Source organism: Streptococcus sp. 27098_8_23 (assembly GCF_041432195.1).
In the GTDB taxonomy this organism is placed as follows: Bacteria; Bacillota; Bacilli; order Lactobacillales; family Streptococcaceae; genus Streptococcus.
The window spans coordinates 16,970-34,742 of the sequence record NZ_JAPVZF010000008.1; the positions used below are offsets into that span (position 1 = coordinate 16,970).

At 42.1% G+C, this 17,773-nt stretch carries 13 protein-coding genes and 1 CRISPR repeat array (1 of these 14 only partly in view); of the genes, 2 read left to right on the forward strand and 11 right to left on the reverse strand.

Annotated features, from left to right (window positions below; genetic code table 11):
- A CRISPR array of direct repeats spans positions 1-1,715; the repeat unit is 36 nt; unit sequence GTTTTAGAGCTGTGTTGTTTCGAATGGTTCCAAAAC (it extends 168 nt beyond the left edge of the window).
- A 40-nt stretch (positions 1,716-1,755) separates the two neighbouring features.
- The 6 genes from O3652_RS08800 to pbp1b all read right to left on the reverse strand — a co-directional run bounded on the left by O3652_RS08800 (position 1,756) and on the right by pbp1b (position 8,450).
- Positions 1,756-2,436 (reverse strand): rhomboid family intramembrane serine protease, encoded by a 681-nt coding sequence (locus tag O3652_RS08800; RefSeq protein ID WP_033585443.1) that lies wholly within the window; start codon positions 2,434-2,436, stop codon positions 1,756-1,758.
- Positions 2,420-2,959, reverse strand: a complete 540-nt coding sequence (locus tag O3652_RS08805; protein WP_125413534.1) for a 5-formyltetrahydrofolate cyclo-ligase — start codon at positions 2,957-2,959, stop codon at positions 2,420-2,422. The genes O3652_RS08800 and O3652_RS08805 overlap by 17 nt, the downstream gene beginning before the upstream one ends.
- A gap of 11 nt (positions 2,960-2,970) precedes the next feature.
- Positions 2,971-4,101 (reverse strand): N-acetyldiaminopimelate deacetylase, encoded by a 1,131-nt coding sequence (locus O3652_RS08810; protein WP_125413533.1) that lies wholly within the window; start codon positions 4,099-4,101, stop codon positions 2,971-2,973.
- 69 nt (positions 4,102-4,170) lie between these two features.
- Entirely contained in the window at positions 4,171-4,869 is a 699-nt protein-coding gene (gene dapD / locus O3652_RS08815) for a 2,3,4,5-tetrahydropyridine-2,6-dicarboxylate N-acetyltransferase (protein ID WP_125413532.1), read from the reverse strand.
- An 84-nt stretch (positions 4,870-4,953) separates the two neighbouring features.
- Positions 4,954-5,865 (reverse strand): DMT family transporter, encoded by a 912-nt coding sequence (locus tag O3652_RS08820; RefSeq protein WP_125413531.1) that lies wholly within the window; start codon positions 5,863-5,865, stop codon positions 4,954-4,956.
- A 77-nt stretch (positions 5,866-5,942) separates the two neighbouring features.
- Positions 5,943-8,450, reverse strand: a complete 2,508-nt coding sequence (gene pbp1b / locus O3652_RS08825) for a penicillin-binding protein PBP1B (RefSeq protein WP_125413530.1) — start codon at positions 8,448-8,450, stop codon at positions 5,943-5,945.
- A gap of 140 nt (positions 8,451-8,590) precedes the next feature.
- On the opposite strand from pbp1b, the gene tyrS reads away from it, so the two are divergent.
- Positions 8,591-9,847 carry a tyrosine--tRNA ligase gene (gene tyrS / locus O3652_RS08830; protein ID WP_044020095.1) on the forward strand — a complete coding sequence of 419 codons (1,257 nt, stop codon included), beginning with the start codon at positions 8,591-8,593 and terminating at the stop codon, positions 9,845-9,847.
- Between the two features lie 77 nt (positions 9,848-9,924).
- Here tyrS and O3652_RS08835 read toward each other — a convergent pair whose 3' ends face one another.
- Together O3652_RS08835 and O3652_RS08840 are read right to left on the reverse strand one after the other, a co-directional pair.
- Positions 9,925-11,985 (reverse strand): heavy metal translocating P-type ATPase, encoded by a 2,061-nt coding sequence (locus tag O3652_RS08835; RefSeq protein WP_000008775.1) that lies wholly within the window; start codon positions 11,983-11,985, stop codon positions 9,925-9,927.
- 1 nt (position 11,986) lies between these two features.
- On the reverse strand, positions 11,987-12,265 hold the full coding sequence (locus O3652_RS08840) for a DUF6110 family protein (protein ID WP_000910910.1): 279 nt from the start codon (positions 12,263-12,265) through the stop codon (positions 11,987-11,989).
- Between the two features lie 151 nt (positions 12,266-12,416).
- Here O3652_RS08840 and O3652_RS08845 point away from each other — a divergent pair, with 151 nt between their 5' ends.
- On the forward strand, positions 12,417-13,265 hold the full coding sequence (locus O3652_RS08845) for a putative RNA methyltransferase (RefSeq protein ID WP_001095535.1): 849 nt from the start codon (positions 12,417-12,419) through the stop codon (positions 13,263-13,265).
- 110 nt (positions 13,266-13,375) lie between these two features.
- Here O3652_RS08845 and O3652_RS08850 read toward each other — a convergent pair whose 3' ends face one another.
- From O3652_RS08850 to malQ, 3 genes are all read right to left on the reverse strand, one after another.
- On the reverse strand, positions 13,376-13,582 hold the full coding sequence (locus O3652_RS08850) for a hypothetical protein (RefSeq protein ID WP_009013759.1): 207 nt from the start codon (positions 13,580-13,582) through the stop codon (positions 13,376-13,378).
- Between the two features lie 250 nt (positions 13,583-13,832).
- On the reverse strand, positions 13,833-16,091 hold the full coding sequence (gene glgP / locus O3652_RS08855; protein ID WP_084856257.1) for a glycogen/starch/alpha-glucan family phosphorylase: 2,259 nt from the start codon (positions 16,089-16,091) through the stop codon (positions 13,833-13,835).
- 24 nt (positions 16,092-16,115) lie between these two features.
- Positions 16,116-17,633: a 4-alpha-glucanotransferase gene (gene malQ / locus O3652_RS08860; protein WP_049501519.1), complete on the reverse strand. Its 1,518-nt coding sequence runs from the start codon at positions 17,631-17,633 to the stop codon at positions 16,116-16,118.
- Positions 17,634-17,773 lie beyond the last annotated feature (140 nt).

Genomic DNA, 17,773 nt, shown 5'->3' on the forward strand with positions numbered 1-17,773 from the left:
TACTTTTGGTAAAGTTATAGCTAAAGGTTCGTTTTAGAGCTGTGTTGTTTCGAATGGTTCCAAAACCTTCCTGATTGTAAGCAGCTTCTGTCATATGTTTTAGAGCTGTGTTGTTTCGAATGGTTCCAAAACTTATCAGCATATTCAATCGTGCCATATTTGTTTTAGAGCTGTGTTGTTTCGAATGGTTCCAAAACATGGTATTTTTTGGAAGATTGCTTGACTTTGTTTTAGAGCTGTGTTGTTTCGAATGGTTCCAAAACACAGTAGCATGGTTAATGCGTTCACCTTCAGTTTTAGAGCTGTGTTGTTTCGAATGGTTCCAAAACCAGTAGCTAGCTATAATGCCCAATATGCAGGTTTTAGAGCTGTGTTGTTTCGAATGGTTCCAAAACAATAGTTTCGTGACTTGTCAGTTTCAATAAGTTTTAGAGCTGTGTTGTTTCGAATGGTTCCAAAACGGTCACAAATAAGGCAACTGGCGCATATACGTTTTAGAGCTGTGTTGTTTCGAATGGTTCCAAAACATCTTGTATGTGTGTTGTATATCAAAGATGGTTTTAGAGCTGTGTTGTTTCGAATGGTTCCAAAACGAAATGCTGACTTTGAATATTTCCCTAGCAGTTTTAGAGCTGTGTTGTTTCGAATGGTTCCAAAACCTGCCATAGCTTGAATATAAGTCAGAAATAGTTTTAGAGCTGTGTTGTTTCGAATGGTTCCAAAACCCGATGATGCGGTTTTCTTTCAGTTCATGCGTTTTAGAGCTGTGTTGTTTCGAATGGTTCCAAAACGACATCCAAAAATACACTCAAGGAACACCTGTTTTAGAGCTGTGTTGTTTCGAATGGTTCCAAAACTTTCATCTTCAAGGTGCGAGCAGAGACTTTGTTTTAGAGCTGTGTTGTTTCGAATGGTTCCAAAACACCAACCGCTAGGAATAGTACTGGTGTTAGGTTTTAGAGCTGTGTTGTTTCGAATGGTTCCAAAACATATTTGGGAGTTATTGAGTATACGAAACAGTTTTAGAGCTGTGTTGTTTCGAATGGTTCCAAAACTTATGGTACATCTATAAGCGCTCGTTATTTGTTTTAGAGCTGTGTTGTTTCGAATGGTTCCAAAACCGTTAAAGGTAGAAACAATTTTTAAAGTGTGTTTTAGAGCTGTGTTGTTTCGAATGGTTCCAAAACTTCAAACAGTTAACGTCAACATCCAGAATAGTTTTAGAGCTGTGTTGTTTCGAATGGTTCCAAAACGTCTATCATGAGCACGACGATAGTCACCAGGTTTTAGAGCTGTGTTGTTTCGAATGGTTCCAAAACTGCCACTAATTCTCCCTTCAAACGTTTGATGTTTTAGAGCTGTGTTGTTTCGAATGGTTCCAAAACTTGGAGGAAAAACATGATTAAGGTTTTAAAGTTTTAGAGCTGTGTTGTTTCGAATGGTTCCAAAACGACTGATCAGATTATTAAATGCCTCTACCAGTTTTAGAGCTGTGTTGTTTCGAATGGTTCCAAAACAGCGCAACAGGCTAAAGAACTCGTTCAACAGTTTTAGAGCTGTGTTGTTTCGAATGGTTCCAAAACCTACCTAAAAGAAAACGGCGCAATGGCCGTGTTTTAGAGCTGTGTTGTTTCGAATGGTTCCAAAACTGCAGCGGCTGCAATGGGAACAACAGTTCTGTTTTAGAGCTGTGTTGTTTCGAATGGTTCCAAAAAAAGCTACTCATTCTTTGAGTAGCTTTTTAGCTATTCCCCCCTACACATAGTTCATTCCCTTATAGCAAAGGAAAATGGCTAGTGCGATAAAAAGTACAGTTGCTCCGATTCGCTGGCTAGTACTGTACATCCTTCTCTCCCATTTAACTGGAAAAATAACTGCTAGAAAAGCACCTCCTACTGCCCCACCGATATGGCCTGCTAGGCTGATTCCTGGAATCAGAACACTTCCAATGATATTTATCACGAAAAGTGTCAGATAGGATTGCCCCAACTGCTGGATATAGGGGTTGCGAGTTGCGTAACGCAAGACGATAATCGCAGCAAATAGCCCGTAAAGAGAAGTGGAAGCGCCTGCTGCTACAACTTTCGGTGTGAAAGCAAAAACAAAGAGATTGCCCATCATTCCTGATAAGAGATAAAGAAAGAAGAACTGCTTGGAACCGAAAATCTCCTCCACCTGTCGTCCAAGAAAGTAGAGCGAAATCATATTGACAATAAAATGCTCCCATCCGATATGCACAAATATAGCCGAAAAAAGGCGCCAAATCTGCTCAGGGAACAGACGAATGATCGGTCCATACATGGCTCCAAACTGAAGCAAGGTATCTGCTCGTTCAAAATTTAAACCTGTAAGAACCAACATCAAGAGAAAGACCAATGCGGTTACTAGGAGGAAGAAACTAGTCACAGGATAACGTTTATCAAAGATTTCCTTCATAGATTAACACCTCCTGAACAGGAATATCATGGTCTTCCAAGTTAAACTCCTGAATTTGACAAGGATAGATTGTACTCAGGCTCTGCCCAGCAAAATGTTCTAGATAGCGGTCGTAGTATCCTCCACCATATCCGATCCGATAGCCCTCTGTTGTAAAAGCCAAGCCCGGAACATGAATTAAATCAATCTGAGACGGTTCCACCACTTCCAAGTCTCCTTGCGGTTCCAGTAAACCAAAGGAAGTTTTTACCAACTGCTGCGGATCATAGACCACAAACTCCATCCGTCCCTTGGGATAGGTTTTGGGTATCAGGACCTTCTTGCCGTCCTTCAGCGCCCGCTCGATCAATTCTTGCGTTTGAAATTCATGAGGGAAGGAGAGATAGGTTGCGATGGTCTTGGCTTCTTGGTAAAAAGGGTGTTGTAAGAAACGCTCAGTTAAAACTTGGTCCATAGCCTGTTTTTGCTCCTGAGATAGAGACTTCATTTCTTGCAAAATTTTCTTGCGTAGTTCTACTTTCATAGACAATTCCTCTACTCTGCTGCCTTCTTTTTCAGGAAACTAGAGACCGCATCTACTCCAATGGCTAAGGCTTCTTCCTTAGGACTCATCTGAGGGTGATGAAGGGCATAAGGACTATCGATACCCAGCCAAAACATAACGCCATCTACCTTCGAAAGGAGATAACCAAAGTCCTCACCAGTCATAGCTGGCTCGATATCAATCAACTCAATTCCGTCTTTCTCTTCAAAAAAGTCCATCAGTTCACGCGCCAAGGCTGGATTGTTCTCAACAGGGAGGTAGCCTCCTTGCTTGAGTTCTACTTCGACTTCCATATCAAAGGCTGCTGCAACACCTTCTGCGACTGTCTTGACTCTTTTTTGTACCAAGAGGCTCATGTCCTGAGTCAAGGCCCGAATAGTTCCATGTAAAAATGCTGTGTCTGTAATGACATTGTTGGTTGTTCCAGCTTGGAAAAGGCCAAAGGTCACCACCGCTCCCTCGATGGGATTAACATTGCGACTGACAACTGACTGTACCTGTGTCACAAAGTAACTAGCAGCCACCAAGGCGTCATTGGCTTCATGCGGAAAAGCTGCGTGTCCTCCTTTTCCTTTGAAACGAACCTTCACCTCACAAGTCCCTGCAAAGAGTGTATGAGTGTTGGTCGCAATCTGTCCGACCTTCAGATCCGGACGAACATGGAGACCATAAAATTGGTCTGGCAACCAATTTCCAAAAGCACCATCCTCATACATGAGCATCCCACCAGCTTCATTTTCTTCAGCAGGCTGAAATAGGAAGAGCAAATTATTCTTGGGTTGTTCCTCCAGGGCGCGTTCGAGACAGCCCAAGGCAATGGTCATATGAAAATCATGGCCACAGGCATGCATGCGACCTTGGTGTTGAGAAGCAAAAGGTAGACCTGTTTGTTCGACAATAGGCAGACCATCAATGTCTGTTCGCCAACCAATGGTTCGCTCCGGCTGACTTCCCTGCAGGTAGACCAAAATTCCTGTCCGCCAAGTACGAACTTGAACAAAGTCCTTGCCCGAAGTCAATTTCTCAATCACATCCAGCAAATAAGCCTGAGTCTTAAACTCCTCCAAGCCAATCTCTGGAATCTGGTGTAAATCTCGTCTAGTCTGAATCAAATCTAACATCTATCGATCCTCCTTTTGATAGAAGAAAGAGGCTGGAAAAAGGGTTCCGCCTCTTTTTTACTTTTACAATTACAAGGTACGAAGCGCATCCTCTAGCGCTGTTTTTTGTTGGGTTTGGGCATCAATTTCTTTGATGATACGAGCCGGAACACCTGCTACAACCACGTTTTCTGGAACATCTTGGGTAACAATAGCTCCTGCTGCAACAACTGAACCACTGCCGATTTGGACCCCTTCGATAACCACTGCATTGGCACCGATAAGAACATTGTCTCCGACACGGACTGGATCTGCGCTAGCTGGCTCAATCACACCCGCCAAAACTGCACCTGCACCAACGTGGCTGTTTTTTCCAACGATAGCACGGCCACCAAGGATGGCACCCATGTCAATCATGGTTCCAGCACCGATTTCAGCACCGATATTGATAACTGCTCCCATCATGATAACAGCATTGTCACCAATTTCTACCTGGTCACGGATAATCGCACCTGGCTCGATACGAGCGTTGATCGCACGTTTGTCTAGCAAAGGAACTGCAGAATTACGAGCATCTTGCTCGACAACATAATCTTGATTTTCTACCAAACCTTCAAGAAGCGGAGCCACGTCCTTCCAGTCTCCGAATAAAACATTCCCTAGTTTGACAACAGAGCTAGGCACAGCAGTTGCGAGTTGTCCTTCAAAGGTTACTTTAACACTGGTTTTCTTTTCAGCATTGGCGATAAATTGGATAATTTCTTGAGCGTTCATTTTTGTAGCAGTCATAGGTGCCTCCTAGTTCGTTATAATGATACCTATTCTACCAAAAAAGGCCTCAAATTTGAAGCCTCAACTATCAAATAATCATCTTTACCTGGCTTGTTTTGCTTCTTCTACAGATAAGAAAATCATCGGAACGATAATCAACACCATAGCCAAGGCCAAAAAACCATCCATGACCAATCCTAGAAAAAGAACACTTAATAAAGCTGAAGAAAGCGGTTCGCTAGCACTCACCACTGATACAACCAGCGGGGAAACGAGTGACACAGCCTTCATAGATAAGAAGAAGGCAAAAGCAGTTCCAAACACGGCAATCGTCAGACAAATCAGCACACTTACCAAATCCACTTGAAAACTTATCCCATAAATAGGGTAAAGGAAATTACTAAAGAGCCCTGCCAGAATCATCCCCCAACCAACAGTCGGAACGAAACCGTAGCGCCGTGCAAAGCGTTGGGGAAGGATAACATTAAACATGACCCCTACTGCACTGAGCAAACCTGTCACTAGAGCCAAAGGAGTCATGGATAACTGGGACAAATCCCCTTTTGTAGCCATCAAAAAAACACCTAGCATGGCAATCAAAACACAGAAAACAGCTGTAATAGAAGCCTTCTTCTGGTAAATGATTCGATTGTAAAACAGGATAAAAACAGGGCTGATAAATTGCAAAATGGTCGCCGTCGTCGCATTGGAATACTCAACGCAGAGATAGAAGAAAAACTGCACAGAAAAAATACCTAGAATAGCATAGGCTAAAAAAGGTAGATAATTTTTCTTATCACGCCAGATGTCCAACAAGCGACTACGCAACTGAAAAGCAGATAAACCTAAAACCAAACTCCCTGCCACTAGTAAACGCATAGAAGTAATCCATCCAGAAGACACTGGATAATGAGTGAAAAAATACTCTCCTAAAATCCCACAAATCCCCCAGATTAGGCCTGAGAGTAGCGAGTATACTGTTCCCTTAACAATCTTTTTCTGATAATGATTCATATTATTATTGTAACACGAAACCAACAAAGAAAAAAGTAGCAACAAGGAGAAATTACTAACCCTGCTACTACTCTTTCTTAACGATTAAATAGACGTGAACGTCCTGAAGAACCACTTTGAGTATTTCCACTCGAACTTGAACTTCCAGAGCTACTGCTTGAACTTGAGCTTGGAGGAGTCACTGCTGGAATGCTTCCTAGAATATTCTTCCATGCGTTCAGATAATCTGCATCGCTTCCTCCAATAGCAAAGCGATAGGTGGTCACTGGGGCGCCTTCTTTAGTCGCCCAGTAGCTCGTTACTGTTGATCCAGAAACTTCTATTTCTTTTCCATTGATGGAAACCTTACCCGGTTTTTGTCCTGTAGATCGGAGAACTTGTGACTTGGTCACACTCGGATCCAGATTAAAGCGCTCATTCCCCCATATTCCAGGTTCAGCTTGTTGGATAGCATTGACCAAGTGGGCCATATAGTTGGCATTGCGGTAGTGGCCTGCTCCTTTGGCTAGTGGTCGATTATCATCGTGACCTAACCAGCCACCCAAAGTCAAGCGAGGTGTAGAAAGCATGAGCCACATATTTTCATCTTCATTGGTCGTACCAGTTTTTCCGATCCAGTCAGCACGAGCTAGGGATGGATTGATAGTCGTCAAATCCGTCTGGAAACTTGAAGTAATCCGAGACGAGATAACATCCCGAAGGAGACTTTGCATAATGGTTGCTGTCGCTTTTGAATAAACTTGGACAGGCTCATCCTTGTGCTCGTACACCAATCGGCCATCCGTTGACTCGATCTTCGCGATCATATGTTTCTTATGGTAAACTCCATTGTTGGCCAGAGTTTGATACCCGTTGGTATGCTGGGCAACTGTAACGTCAATCCCCCCACCCATCGGTAGACTTTCAATCCCATATTCTGGGATTTCGTAACCCATTTTTTCCATATAGCCTTTGACATCAACACCCTTCTCTCGAAGCGTACGATAAGTCCAGTAGGCTGGGATATTCCATGAGTAGTTAAGGGCTTCTCCCAATGTCATCATGCCTGTACCAGGACTATTGACATACATGATGGGATTCCCGTTTGAGAAGTTGGTAGGATAGTTTGACAAGATACTTGCACTTCCCATCAAACCTTGGTCAATAGCGATACCATAGGCCAATATAGGTTTTGTGGTTGAAGCTGGAGAACGCTTGGTATCGATAGCGTGATTGTTCTGATTTTCTTGATAGTTACGACCACCAACAAATCCAAGGATAGCTCCCGTTTGATTGTCCATGAGGACATTCCCCACCTCAGGCTGGCCTGTCGAATCATCTAGCAAATAGCCGTAGGTCGCAACCGCATTTTGCATCGCAGCATGAACATTTTTATTGATAGTTGTCGTAATCTTATATCCACCATTTTCAATTTCCTTAGTGGCTAAATCGCGATAGGATTTCTGAATGGACTCATTCTTTAATTCTTGCGCAGAGACATTATCTCGTTGGACAAGGTAGTCGTACATGCGGTCCGTAGCTTCTGCCAAGGTTGCATAGTAGAGATAGTCACGCGAAGTACCACTAACACTACCGGATGGTAGGAAGTCTTTCTTAAAGTCATAATCTTTGTACTTATCGTAGTCTTCCTGACTTAGAGCCCCTGTCCGGTACATATTGTAGAGGACATCCTTGGCACGCTTAATTCCCAAAGCCATGTCCTCATCACTCTTCATACTACCATCAGATTCATAAGGAGAATAACTGATTGGACTCTGTGGCAACCCTGCGATAAAGGCAGCTTGAGGGATCGTTAAATCCGAAGCATTGACCCCAAAGATTCCTTCTGCAGCCTGCTGGGCACCTGCAATATTTTGACCTTTATGATTGCGACCAAAAGGAGCTATGTTAAGGTAGGTTGTCAAAATCTCATCCTTACCCATAGCCCGTTCTAAAGCTAGAGCATCAATAATCTCTTTAGCCTTACGAGCTAGAGTTGGAGCATCCCCCACCACTTGCTGCTTGATGACCTGCTGGGTCAAGGTCGAACCACCACTAGACGAGCCTAGACCGACAAAGGTTCCCAAGGTCGCACGAATAACGGCCTTAGGCACAACTCCCTTGTGCTCATTGAAATGCTCGTCCTCTGTCGCAACAATGGCTTTCTTAAGGTTGTCTGAGATAGCATCTGAAGCGACTGAAGTGCGCAATAAATCGCCCTCGATCGAGGCAATGGTACTGCCGTCAGAATAAGTGATTTCTGAGATGGAGGCAATATCCTTCACTTGCTTGACCAACTCTTCTGCTTGAGGGACCTGGGCCTTGTCAAATAGAGCGACTCCATAACCCATAGCCACACCAGCGCCAAACAGTCCACCGATAAAGCCTAAGATAAAGAGAGTATTAAAGACTATTTTAAACCCACTTAAAATCTTAGCAAAAATAGACCCTGCCCTTCTAACTTTGTTAGAAGAGGTCCCCTTTTTACTGGTTTTCTTATTAGCTAGTTTTTCTGCTAGTCTTTTCTTCCATTTTGCAATTCGTTGCATTAGCTGCTGGAAAAAATGCAGTATGTTTGTTTTTAATTCATTAATTCTTTCTTTCATGAATGTCCTCGCTTTCTCTATTATACCATAAAAGGGAAACTTTCAATAAAATAGCCACTTTCTTCCCTATTCCACTAGGCTATTAATCAAGTTTGTGATACAATAGGTAGAAACAATATTTTAAAAAGGAGAAAAGACACATGCACATTTTTGATGAGCTAAAAGAGCGTGGTTTGATTTTTCAAACGACTGATGAAGAAGCTTTGCGTAAAGCCCTAGAAGAAGGTCAAGTTTCTTATTATACTGGCTACGATCCAACTGCTGACAGCCTTCACCTCGGTCACCTTGTCGCAATCTTGACCAGTCGTCGTTTGCAACTAGCAGGTCACAAACCTTATGCGCTCGTTGGCGGTGCTACAGGTCTCATCGGAGATCCGTCCTTCAAAGATGCTGAGCGTAGTCTCCAAACAAAAGACACAGTAGAGGGCTGGGTCAAGTCTATCCAAGGGCAACTTTCTCGTTTTCTTGACTTTGAAAATGGTGAAAATAAGGCTGTCATGGTCAACAACTACGACTGGTTTGGCAGTATCAGCTTCATTGACTTCCTCCGTGACGTCGGAAAATACTTCACTGTCAACTACATGATGAGTAAGGAATCTGTGAAGAAACGGATCGAGACAGGGATTTCTTACACTGAGTTTGCCTACCAAATCATGCAAGGGTACGACTTCTATGTCCTTAACCAAGACTACAATGTTACTCTGCAAATCGGTGGTTCTGACCAGTGGGGAAATATGACAGCTGGTACCGAATTGCTTCGTCGTAAGGCTGACAAGACTGGTCACGTGATCACTGTTCCACTCATCACAGACGCAACTGGTAAGAAATTTGGTAAGTCAGAAGGAAACGCAGTTTGGCTTAACCCTGAAAAGACTTCTCCATACGAAATGTACCAATTCTGGATGAACGTGATGGATGCTGACGCTGTTCGCTTCTTGAAAATCTTTACCTTCTTGTCACTCGATGAGATTGAAGACATCCGCAAAGAGTTTGAAGCGGCTCCACACGAACGCTTGGCACAAAAGGTCCTCGCTCGTGAAGTCGTGACTCTTGTTCACGGAGAAGAAGCTTACAAAGAAGCCCTTAACATCACCGAGCAACTCTTTGCTGGAAACATCAAAAACCTTTCTGTCAAAGAACTCAAACAAGGACTTCGTGGAGTGCCAAACTACCAAGTAAAAGCAGACGAAAACCACAATATCGTGGAACTCCTCGTGTCATCTGGTGTGGTGAATTCAAAACGCCAAGCCCGTGAAGACGTCCAAAACGGAGCTATCTACGTCAACGGCGACCGTATCCAAGACCTTGACTATGTCTTGAGTGACGCAGATAAGTTAGAAAACGAACTCACTGTTATCCGCCGCGGGAAGAAGAAATACTTTGTGTTGACTTACTAAATTGTTAAACATTTACCTATAAACAAAGGAGTTACCCTCGAGAAAGGTAACTCCTTTTTGCTGTGAATAGTCCCCACCTATCCCTTAATAGACAGGCTACGCAGGACTATGCGTAAGGTTGTTAGATTATGTAGGATAGAGAGGTTTGAAGGACTGAGCCAATTAAACAAGCCAAAGCCAATCAAACTACTATTTACGACAACGGTATCTTGAATATTCTTCTTGATGAGTGTTTGCAAAGATGATGATAGCCAATCCAACTCTTGGAAGAAATCCAAACGATTATCTAACAATAAGATATCGCTCATCTGCTTAGAAATATCTGCACTCTCATTCATCACCACACCGATATCTGATAGGGTTAGAGCCGCTGAGTCATTCAATCCATCTCCAACCATCAAAATCGTGTGACCTGCTTTCTGCAGTTCCTCTACTAACTCAAATTTCCCATCAGGTTTCAAGTCTGTATAGACCTGATCAAAGGGCAAATCTTTGACTAATTCCTCTGTCCTAACCAAGGTGTCCCCTGTTGCCAGAATCAATTTTTTCCCTTGTGCCTTAAGTTTCTCCAAGGCTGCTTTTGCTTCTTTTCTCAAAGGAGTATGAATGCAGAACATTCCAATCAATTCATTCTGATAAGCCAAGAATAAGAGATTGTAGTGACTCTTGTACTCTTCAATTAAAGCATTTTGTTCTGAACTGATATGAATCTGCTCATCCTGCATCAAGACATAATTCCCAATAAGAACTGGTTGGCCATCTATATGAGATTTGATCCCCTTGCTTGCAATATATTGGAGTTTCCCATGCATTTCCTCATGTTCAATTCCCTCTATCTCAGCTTGCTTGACGATGGCATTAGCAATAGGATGATAAATGTGTTCCTCAAGACAGGCACTGATTCTGAGAATATCTTCCTCACTATAGTCCCCAAAAGGTAACACCTTTTCAACTATAGGATAACTAGTTGTGATTGTTCCCGTCTTATCAAACAAGAAAGTATCAACTTCCAGATATTTCTCCAGAACATCCCCATCCTTAATCACCATTTCACGGTTCAACCCCTCCTTGATAGCTGTCAAATAAGCTACAGGAGTAGAGATTTTCAAAGCGCAGGAGAAATCGACTAATAGGAAAGAAATAGCCTTAGAAAAAGAACCTGTTAATAGGTAAGTTAGCCCAGCCCCCAAGAAATTATATTTGACGACCTTATCCGCCATCTTGATGAAATAGCGTTGTTTCGTTTTCTTGTTTTCTTCAGATTTCTTCATTAACTCAATCAGTTGTAAAATCCGGCTGTTCATCTGATTATCGGTTACACGAATGCGTAACTCTCCAGTTTCTAATACTGTATTTGCACAAACCAAATCAGACTCTCTTTTTTCAACTGGAAAACTCTCTCCCGTCAAGGAACTTTCGTTGACCATACCTAAACCTGAAACTACTTGTCCATCAAACAGAATTTCATTTCCTTGAGATAGGACCAAGACATCTCCTATTTGAACATCGGAACTCTTGATACTAACAACCGTATCGCCCTGTACTAAGAATACGTCGCTCTCTTTTGCAAGAAGGCTTTGTTCTAAATCTGTTGCAGTTTTTTTCAAAGACCACTGATCTAAATGATTCCCCAAATCAAGCATAAACATGATATTGCTAGCTGTCTTGGATTGGTTCATAAACAAGGACAATAAAATCGCCGAACAGTCCAAGACTTCCATCGTTAGTTCCTTACGCGCTAGTGTTTGATAGGCTTCTCTAATATAACCCAAAGCCTGATAACAAGTCCATATATAGCGAATAGGATACGGCACAAAACTACGAAAAAGTACACGCTTAATCGCTGCACCTGAAACAATAGAATAAGCACTCTCTTCTCTACGAATGGGAAGAGTCATCAACTCAGAAACTTTCCCTTTATCAATTCTTTTTAAAAAGGCTTCTGCATTATCTAATACAGAAAAGCCTTCTTTTATGCGTAGAGTAAAGTGCTGTTGATCCATGTAAAACTGGATAGACTCAATCCCCTTTTCATCTCTCGCCAAGGAACGAAGATAGTCTTGAATATCCAAGGTGAGTGAAAAAGAAGATGATAGTCGGATATGTTGGTATCCTCTATGTAGCACTTTAAAAGACATATTATTCTCCTATAAGGCTATCTAATTGCTCTTCTTTTTTCTCTTGCTCGTACAAATATTTGGCATCTTGCAAGACATCGTCTCCATGTTGTTTCACAACAGAAACAGATGCATCTAGCCCGTCTTTCAACTTGTAAGCCTTAGCCAAAGCTTTAGAATAACCTTTTTTAGCTTCCTTACTTGCCAAGATTTTCAAACCAAGGGTACCAAATGCGACACCACCCAAAAAGAGTGATGATTTTTTCGCAACTTTTGCAACGGTTAATACTTCTTTTAACATACTTATTTCCTCCTTATCATTATTATATAGAAATTTAGATATAAAAGCAATTTTATTCTATAAATTGGAGAATTAGTTTTATTTCTACTGAATCTCCCATCTACTTATTTCTAAAGTTGCTTTCATTTGCCTCTTTTGATACACTTAAACTATGAATACAAACCTCAAACCCAAACTTCAGCGTTTTGCTTCTGCGACTGCCTTTTCCTGCCCTATCTGCCAAGAAAATCTGGCCTTGGTAGAGTCTAGCCTCAAGTGTAGCAACCGCCATTCTTTTGATCTGGCAAAATTCGGCTATGTCAACTTGGCTCCGCAAATCAAGCAATCTGCCAACTACGACAAGGAAAACTTCCAAAACCGCCAGCAAATTCTTGAAGCTGGTTTTTATCAGGCTATTTTAGAAGGTATCTCGGACTTACTAACAACTAATCCATCCGCAAAAACAGTCTTGGATATCGGTTGTGGCGAAGGTTTCTACTCTCGTAAACTCCAAGAAAGTCACTCTGACAAAACCTTTTACGCCTTTGATATTTCAAAAGATTCCGTTCAAATCGCTGCCAAGAGCGAACCAAACTGGGCGGTCAACTGGTTTGTCGGCGACCTGGCTCGTCTTCCTATAAAAGACGCCAGCATGGATATCCTGCTTGATATCTTCTCGCCTGCCAACTATGGGGAATTCCGTCGCGTTTTATCCAAAGACGGTATTTTGATCAAGGTCATCCCAACTGAAAATCACCTCAAAGAAATCCGTCAAATGGTGCAGGACCAGCTGACAAAGAAGGATTATTCCAACCAAGATATCAAAGAACATTTCCAGGAACATTTCAGCATCCAATCTAGTCAGATTGCTTCCTTAACAAAACCTATCTCGGCTGAGCAACGCCAAGCCCTGCTTGCCATGACGCCCTTACTCTTTCACGTTGACCATACCAAGATTGACTGGAGCCAACTGACAGAGATTACCATTGAAGCAGAGATTCTAGTTGGGAAAGTACGGTAAACAAATCTTTCAGATAAGACAAAAACCCGCACCTCTTCTTGAGGTGTGGGTTTAAATCGCGATTTTTCAACTGTCTATCCGAAAAGTGGAAAAAATTTTAACCTCTCCATTTATTTTCGATTCGAAATGACAAATTTATCAATGAATAATAAGTGAAATGAGGCAAGTGTAATCCCCAAATAGCACCCATGATAAGAGATTTCTTGATGGGTAAGTGGAAAAAGAGTACGATTCCCCATCGAGAGTGATGACAAAACCACAAATAGTATCCAAAATAAATCAGTCCATTTATATTTTGAAAAATATTTTTTCCACATAAAAACACCTTCTTTCTTCACCACAATGCTATTATAATACAAATTATAAGCGGATACAAGAAATACGAGGCCATCAACTACGAAGAATCATGAGACTGAAATACAGTAAAAAGCAGTATTTCTAAAACTTCAACGTATCTATGATTTATCTCTTTTTAGACCTGATTGGCTAAAATCCACATCATTCAAAAAAGCGAATTTCAATTGAAATTCGCTTTTTTTACAAAGTGATTAGTATAAATTTTGTATCTTAGTTCAAGTGCCAGATATCTTCGTTGTACTGAGCGATTGTACGGTCAGATGAGAAGAATCCTGCTTTGGCAATGTTAACGATGACTTTATCCAACCATGCGTCGCGGTCTTCGTAGTCAGCAAGCATTTGCTCTTTGACTTTAATGTAGTCTTCCAAGTCAAGGAGAGTCATGAACCAGTCTTTGTTGATCAATTCGTTGTAAAGACGTTCCAAGCGTTCTTTCTTACCTACTGCAAGAACAGCATCGCTCACAATGAAGTCAACCAAAGGTTTGATAGCTTCACGAGCATAGAATTCGCTTGATTTGTAAGCTGCTTTTGCGTAAAGGTCGATAACAGTTTCTGAATCTTCACCAAAGATATAGATGTTTTCGTCGCCAACCAACTCAGCGATTTCCACGTTAGCACCGTCCATAGTACCAAGAGTCAAAGCACCGTTCAACATGAATTTCATGTTACCAGTACCTGAAGCTTCTTTAGAAGCAAGTGAGATTTGTTCTGAGATGTCACATGCTGGGATCAAGAAGCTTGCTGCAGTAACGTTGTAGTTTTCAACCATTACGACTTGCAAGTGTGGAGCTACAGCTGGGTCGTTAGCAATCACTTCTGACAAGCAAAGGATCAAGTGAATGATGTCTTGAGCGATTGTGTAGGCAGGAGCAGCTTTACCACCGAAGAATACTGTGATAGGACGAGCAGGGATGTTACCAGCCTTGATATCAAGGTATTTGTGGATCACATACAAAGCGTTCATTTGTTGGCGTTTGTACTCGTGAAGACGTTTGATTTGGATGTCAAAGATAGAGTTTGTATTGATTTCCACACCTTGGTGTTCTTTCAAGTGACGAGCCAATTTACGTTTGTTGTGAGCCTTGATGCTTTCCAATTTTTCTTTAACAGCAGCCTTGTCTTCGTATGACAAGAGTTTTTCAAGCTCATCTGCTTCATGGTGCCAACCATGTCCAAGAATCTCATCCAAGTAGTGAGACAAGCTTGGGTTAGCATGCATGAGCCAACGACGGAATGTGATACCGTTTGTTTTGTTGTTGAATTTTTCTGGGTAGATGTCGTAGAAAGCTTTCAACTCTGAGTTCTTCAAGATTTCAGTGTGAAGAGCTGCAACCCCGTTTACACTGTATCCGTAGTGGATATCCATGTGAGCCATGTGAACACGTCCGCTCTCATCGATGATTTGAACAGCTGGGTCTTTGTATTCTGCCTTCACACGACGGTCCAATTCTTCGATGATTGGTACCAAGTGAGGAACCACTTCTTCCAAGAATTCAAGAGGCCATTTTTCAAGGGCTTCAGCAAGGATTGTGTGGTTAGTGTAGGCAGTCATGCTACGTACGATTGAGATTGCTTCATCAAGCTCGATACCTCGCGCAGTCAAGAGACGGATCAATTCAGGAATCACCATTGATGGGTGAGTATCGTTGATTTGTACAACAGCGTAGTCTGCAAGGTCATGCAAGTTGCTTCCTTTTTCGATTGCTTCGTCGATGATCAATTGCGCACCGTTTGAAACCATGAAGTATTGTTGGAAGATACGGAGCAATTCACCTTGCTTGTCGCTATCGTCTGGGTAAAGGAAGAGAGTCAAGTTGCGAGCGATATCTGTCTTGTCAAAGTTGATACCATCTTCGATGATAGAAGAATCAACTGAATCCAAGTCAAACAAACGCAAGCGGTTTTTAGTAGCTGTCTTGTAACCAGGTACATCAATATCATAAAGGGTAGATGTCAATGTGAAGTGTGCAAATGGCACTTGGTAGCTACGGCTTGAGCGTACCAACCAGTTTTGCTCTGTCAACCAAGCGTTAGGAATTGTTTCTTGTTGGTTGTTTTTAAGAACTTGTTGGAAAAGACCGAAGTGGTAGTTCAATCCAACACCGTCACCATTCAAACCAAGTGTAGCGATTGAGTCGATAAAGCAGGCTGCCAAACGTCCCAAACCACCGTTACCAAGTGATGGTTCCAATTCTACTTCTTCGATTTCGATCAACTCTTTACCTGCAGCTGCAAGCTCTTTTTTAACTTCGTCATAAAGACCAAGGTTAATCAAGTTGTTTGACAAGAGTTTACCGATCAAGAACTCAGCTGAGATGTAGTAAACCTTTTTCTTACCAGTGTTAACTGGTTTTTGGCTGCTTGCAAGCTTGCTGTAGTTAAGAAGAGCAAGGTAAAGCTCTTCATTGCTACATTCTGCAATGGTTTTATTGTAACGTTTTTGTACAAATTCGTTTAATGGTAACATGTTTATGTGTCTCCTGATAATGTCTTATTTCTTTAATTCTACCAAATTTTCATTGATTCGGCGATAAATTGTAGTCAAGTCAAGCAAAGTTTCTTCAACAGCTGGTGTGAGTTGGTCTGCTGTCATACGCCATGACCAGTTTCCGCCAAGAGTAGATGGGAAGTTCATACGAGCTGACTCATCTAGTTCTAGCAAGTCTTGCATAGTTGCAATAGCCATGAAGCTAACAGATGAAAAGACTGTGCGAAGCATTGCGTGTGGCACTGTTTCGTACTCTTTACGGTTCGTGTAACGAGCCATGTATTCACGAGTTGGATCGTCGATTTCATTACGGTACCAACCAAGAACAGTGTTATTATCGTGTGTTCCTGTGTACATAACAGAGTTGGCAGGTGCCAAGTGTGGGCTATCGATACTTTCATCTTCTGGGTTGAAGGCGAATTGAAGAATCTTCATTCCTGGGAAGCCAGTACGTTCACGCAACTCGATGACTTCATCTGTCATGAAACCAAGGTCTTCTGCGATGATGTTTAGCTCACCAAGCTCTTCCTTAACGGCTGCAAAGAGTTTGTAGCCTGGACCTTTCACCCATTTACCAGGTGCTGCTGTATCGGAACCAGCAGGAATTTCCCAGTAAGATTCGAAACCACGGAAGTGGTCGATACGAACGATATCGTAGATCTTGAAGCTTTCGCGCAAGCGTTCAACCCACCATTTGTAACCGTCTTTGTCCATTGCTTCCCAGTCATAGATTGGGTTGCCCCAAAGCTGACCAGTTGCAGAAAACTCATCTGGTGGGCATCCTGCGATGCAAGTTGCTTTACCATTGGCATCTGTCTTGAAGAGGTGTGGATTTGCCCACATGTCGCTTGAATCTTCCGCTACGTAGATAGGCATGTCCCCAACGATTTCGATGTGGTTATCGTTAGCGTAGGCTTTCAATTTCAACCATTGTTGGAAGAAGAAGTATTGTGTCACACGGTGGTAAACCAACTTGTCTGCCAATTTCTCACGGTAGCTTTCAAGCGCTGAAGCTTTACGGGCACGAGCATCTGCATCTGGCCATTCTGTCCAAGCAAGATTGTCAAAATGCTCTTTGATCGCCATATACTCAGCGAAGAGTTCAAGCCATGATTGGTTGTCTTGAGCAAACTTCTCAAAATCTTTGACATCTCCCACTTCCAAGAAGCGTTTAACTGCTTTTTCTAAAAGCGGACGACGTGCATAATAAATCTTCGCATAATCAACTTCAGATGCATCGCTACCAAAGTCAACACCTTCAAGGTCACTGGCTTCGAGCAAGCCTTGCTCTACCAAGATATCAAGGTCGATAAAATGCGTATTTCCAGCAAAGGCTGAGAATGATTGGTATGGAGAATCTCCATAGCTTGTTGTCCCAAGAGGGAGGATTTGCCAGTAACGTTGCTTGGTACGAACCAAGAAATCAACGAAATCATAGGCGCTTTGGCCAAATGATCCAATCCCGTAAGCTCCTGGAAGAGAAGAGATGTGCATCAACACACCACTTTGACGTTTTTTCATAATAGCACCTCATGTGTTTGTAATAAAACGCTGCGCAAATCAAGGCGCAAACGTTTGCGTTGATTTAAGTATAACGCATTTCAAAAACAAATGCAAGCGGTTTTAAAAAATTTTTTTGAATTATTTTAATCAAACAAAAC